Raw genomic sequence first — 4,308 nt, 5'->3', positions numbered from 1 at the left:
CCTCCCACCATCTCGCCTATGTGATCTATACCTCCGGGTCCACCGGCACCCCCAAGGGCGTCATGGTCGAACATCGCCAACTGGCCAATCTCGTCACCTGGCATGTTGCTCACTTCGGTCTCCAGGTCGGCCAGTACAGTACCGCTACCGCGGGCCTTGCCTTCGACGCCACCACCTGGGAAATCTGGCCCGCGCTCACCAGCGGCGTCACCTTGCTGTTGTCGCCCATCGAACTTGCCGCCGATCCGTCCGCGCTGCTTCACTGGTGGCGTGATCAACCCATGCGCACGGCATTCCTCGTGACCCCTCTCGCGCTGCTGGCGATCGACGCGGGACTCCCCGCTCACCTGCGCCAATTGCTGATCGGCGGCGACCGTCTCACGCAAGTGCCGCCCGGCCTGCCCGAGACCGTGCAGCTGGTCAACAACTACGGCCCGACCGAGACCACCGTCGTTGCCACCTCGGGAGCCGTCCATCGCGACGATCCCACGCCGACGATCGGCAGACCGATTGCGAACGCCCGCATCTACCTGCTCGACGAACATGGCGGCCCCGTGCCGCTCGGCGCGGTGGGCGAGCTGTACATCGGCGGCGCGGGGGTCGCACGCGGCTACCTGAACCGCCCCGACCTGAGCGCCGAACGCTTCCTCGACGATCCCTTCTCCGAGCAGCCCGGCGCGCGCATGTACCGCACCGGCGATCGGGCACGCTACCTGCCCGACGGCAATCTGGTCTTCCTCGGCCGTAGCGACGCTCAGCTCAAGCTCCGCGGGTTCCGCATCGCGCCCGGCGAAATCGAAGCCCGGCTGCGCGACCATCCGGCCGTCCGGGACGCCTGCGTCCTCGCTCGCGGCCACGACGCCGACCTGCGGCTGGTCGCCTATGTCGTGGCGCAGCCCGACCCGCAACTCGCCGCCGACCTGCACGCGTTCCTGAGCCAGCACCTGCCCGACTACATGGTGCCGGCCGCCTTCGTCCAGCTCGATAGCTTGCCTTTGACCGCCAACGGCAAACTTGACCGCAAGGCGCTTCCCGCGCCTTCCGACGAGGCTTTCGCTCACCAGCACTACGAAGCGCCCCAAGGCGAGATCGAAACCGCGCTCGCGGCAATCTGGTCCGATCTGCTCGGCGTCGAGCGCATCAGCCGCCACGACTCGTTCTTCGCGCTCGGCGGACACTCGCTGCTCGCCGTCCGTTTGGCGGCACGCATCAACACGGCGATCGGCAAGACCTTGTCCGTGCGCAGCATCTTCGAAGCCCCGACCATCGCCCAGCTCGCGGCGGCAGCCGGGACGGCCACCCCGTCCGACGCCTCCGAACGCCTCGTGCCGGTGGATCGGCACGGCGATCTGCCGCTCTCGTTCGCCGAGGAGCGGGTGCTCGCCATCGCGGCCTCGTCGCGGACAGGGATACTCAATTCGTCTTCCATCCTCATGCTGTCCGGATCGTTGCGCCCGGACTGGCTCGAACAAGCGATCGCATCGGTCGTCGCCCGGCATGAAATCCTCCGGACTCGTTATGTGACGGACGCACGCACGGGCACCTTCGCTCCGGCGATCGATCCGCCGGGGCGCTTTCAGCTGGCGATACGGCAGATCGCCGCCATCGAGGAAGACGGTCTGCCCGCCGCGCAAGCCGAAGCCGCCGCGACGCCGGACTGCTTCCACGGTCCGATCTTCCGCGCGGCGTTGTTCGTCGAATCCGACGACCGCGCGCTGCTGGTGATCGGGGTCCATCACGTCGCCATCGACGCGATCTCCTCACGCATCGTCTGGCACGACATCATGCGCGCCTATCAGGCGCGCTCGGACGGCGACGCGCCGGATCACGCGCCGACACCGCTCCAGTACCGGGACTACGCGGCCTGGCAGCGCCGGCACCTGAACCCGGAACGCACCGCTCGGCTGCGGCGGTACTGGCGCAACAAGCTGGCCGGCGCGCCGGTCTGCCTGAACCTGCCGTTCGACCGGCCTCGCCCGGCCGTCATGTCCGACAGCGCGGGGCAAATCGCGCTCACGCTATCCAAGGATCTGGCCGGCAACATCAGACGGACCGCGACGGCCTGCCAGCTCACGCCATTCATCGTGCTCGAGACGACGCTGGCCATCCTGTGCGGCCGGCTCGCCCGCAGCCGCGACGTCGTGATCGGCACGGTGACCGAGGGCCGCGGCAAGCTCGCCACCGAGAACCTCGTCGGCCTGTTCGTCAACACGATCCCGCTGAACCACGCGATCGAGCCGTCCGCGTCGGTACTGAGCCATCTGCGGCGAGGATCGGAAACGCTGCTGGCGGCGCTCGAGCACGACGCACTGCCGTTCTCCGAGATCGTGGCCGCGGTCAATCCGCCGCGCCTGCCTTCGCACGACCCGCTGTTCCAGGTGTTCTGCCAGTTTCAGCAAGGCGCTCTCGACGCGCAGGCCACGCTCGCGGGCGTGGCGGTCGACACGGTGCCGCGCCGGAACCTCGGGCGCGGCGCGGATCTGGCCGTCGTGTTCCAGTACGACAACGACGCCCTGAAAACGGACATCACCTACAGCACCGACCTGTTCGATCACGCAACGGTCGAAACGATCGCCGCGCTCTATCTCGCCTTTGTCACGCTCGCGATGCGCGATCCGAGCGCGTCGGTCGACCAGATCTGGGACGAGAGCGTCGCGCGCATCCAGGTATCCGTGCATGGCGCCGTGCTGAGCAGGCTGATCGACCGGCCGGCACTCGCAGCGGGCGCCTGGTACGCGCTGTCGCCGGCCCAGCAGTCCGTGTGGCTGCAGGAACAGGCCTCGCCGGCCGGCACGTCGTATTTCGCGCTGGCGGCGATGCGCTGCGCGCCGACGGTCGACCGCGACCGGCTCGAGGCCGCCGCGCAAGCGGTGATCACGCAGAGCCAGTCGTTCTGGCTGGAATGGACCGACACCGGCCTGCAACGCGAGGCGCCCGCCGGCTCCACCCGTTTCACGAGCTTCTCCGACAGCACGACGCGCGTACCGGACGCGCAGTGGCAGGCGGTATGCGACTGGCACCGGGCGCTGAACGACCGGCCCGCCGACAAATCGAGCGACGTCGCGGTGTTTCACTGGCCCGACTGCGCGGTGGTCGCGTTGCGCTCGCACCACTTGCTGAACGACGGATGGGCCGCGCTGCGGGTCTTCGAGCGCATCGCGAAAAACTACGGGCAGCTCGAGCACGATCCCGCTCATCCGTTCAATCTCGACCGTGTATTCCTCGAGACGCTGAAGCTGGAGCGCAGTTATCCGGATTCGCCCGAATACGAGCGCGACGCGCAGTTCTGGCAAGCCGCTTTCCGGTCGATCAACCGTGCGCCGCTGGTCACGCTGCTGGCCGACCGCCCGCATGCGACGCAGGCGGCACGCCGGGTCGCGTCGCTGCGCCGGGCGTTGCCGGCGACGCTGCAGACAGCGCTGGCGGAGGCGGCGAACGCCTTGTCGCTGTCGCACGCGGAATGCCTGACCGCGCTGACCGGGCTGTATCTCGCCCGCGTCAGCGGCGAACCCGATGTGACCTTCGGCGTGTCGTTCCTGAACCGCACCCGCGAAGCGCTCGACATCCCCGGCCAGTTCGCCAAGGTGGTCCCGCTCGCCGTGTCGTTCAACCCGGCCGGCGACACGCTGGCCGACGCGATGCGGCACGCCAGCGAAGCATTCCGCCAGACGCTGGAACACGGCCGCTATCCGTTCGGCGAACTGGTGCGGCACTACGGTCTGGACCCCCGCCATACCGAGATCAGCATCAACACGCTGTTCCTGCGGCGCGGCATCGAAGTCGCCGGCGAACCCACCGACGTGCAATGGCTGAGCGGCCCCGAGAGCGGTCTGTCGTTCCTCTACACGCAGTTCGGCAAGCATGCGCCGATCGCCCTCGAACTGCGCTTCAACGACGCGCTGTTCGACGCCGCGACGGTGGCCCGTCACGCCGACCGGCTGCTGCAGTATCTCGCTAGCGCATGCGCCGCCCTCGACACGCGCGTGCACGATATCGCGCTGCNGGCAAGCATGCGCCGATCGCCCTCGAACTGCGCTTCAACGACGCGCTGTTCGACGCCGCGACGGTGGCCCGTCACGCCGACCGGCTGCTGCAGTATCTCGCTAGCGCATGCGCCGCCCTCGACACGCGCGTGCACGATATCGCGCTGCTGCCGGCCGACGAGCGCCGGCTGCTGCTCGACACCTGGAACGCGACCGACGCGCACGCGACCGATCAGCTTTGCATCCACCAACTGTTCGAACAGCAGGTCGAACAGCGTCCGGACGCCATTGCACTGGTGATCGAGGATCAGCAGCTGAGCTATGC

The 4,308-nt window shown here is 68.4% G+C and carries 1 protein-coding gene; it reads left to right on the top strand.

Annotated features, from left to right (window positions below; all coding sequences use genetic code 11):
• The coding region (locus tag RZR99_RS32165; protein WP_323123733.1) for a condensation domain-containing protein at window positions 1-4,283 on the top strand (4,283 nt) is incomplete at its 5' end.
• Between the last annotated feature and the right edge of the window lie 25 nt (window positions 4,284-4,308).

Source organism: Burkholderia alba (assembly GCF_034721475.1).
GTDB lineage: Bacteria > Pseudomonadota > Gammaproteobacteria > Burkholderiales > Burkholderiaceae > Burkholderia > Burkholderia alba.
This window is presented reverse-complemented; position numbering and strand designations above follow the sequence as displayed.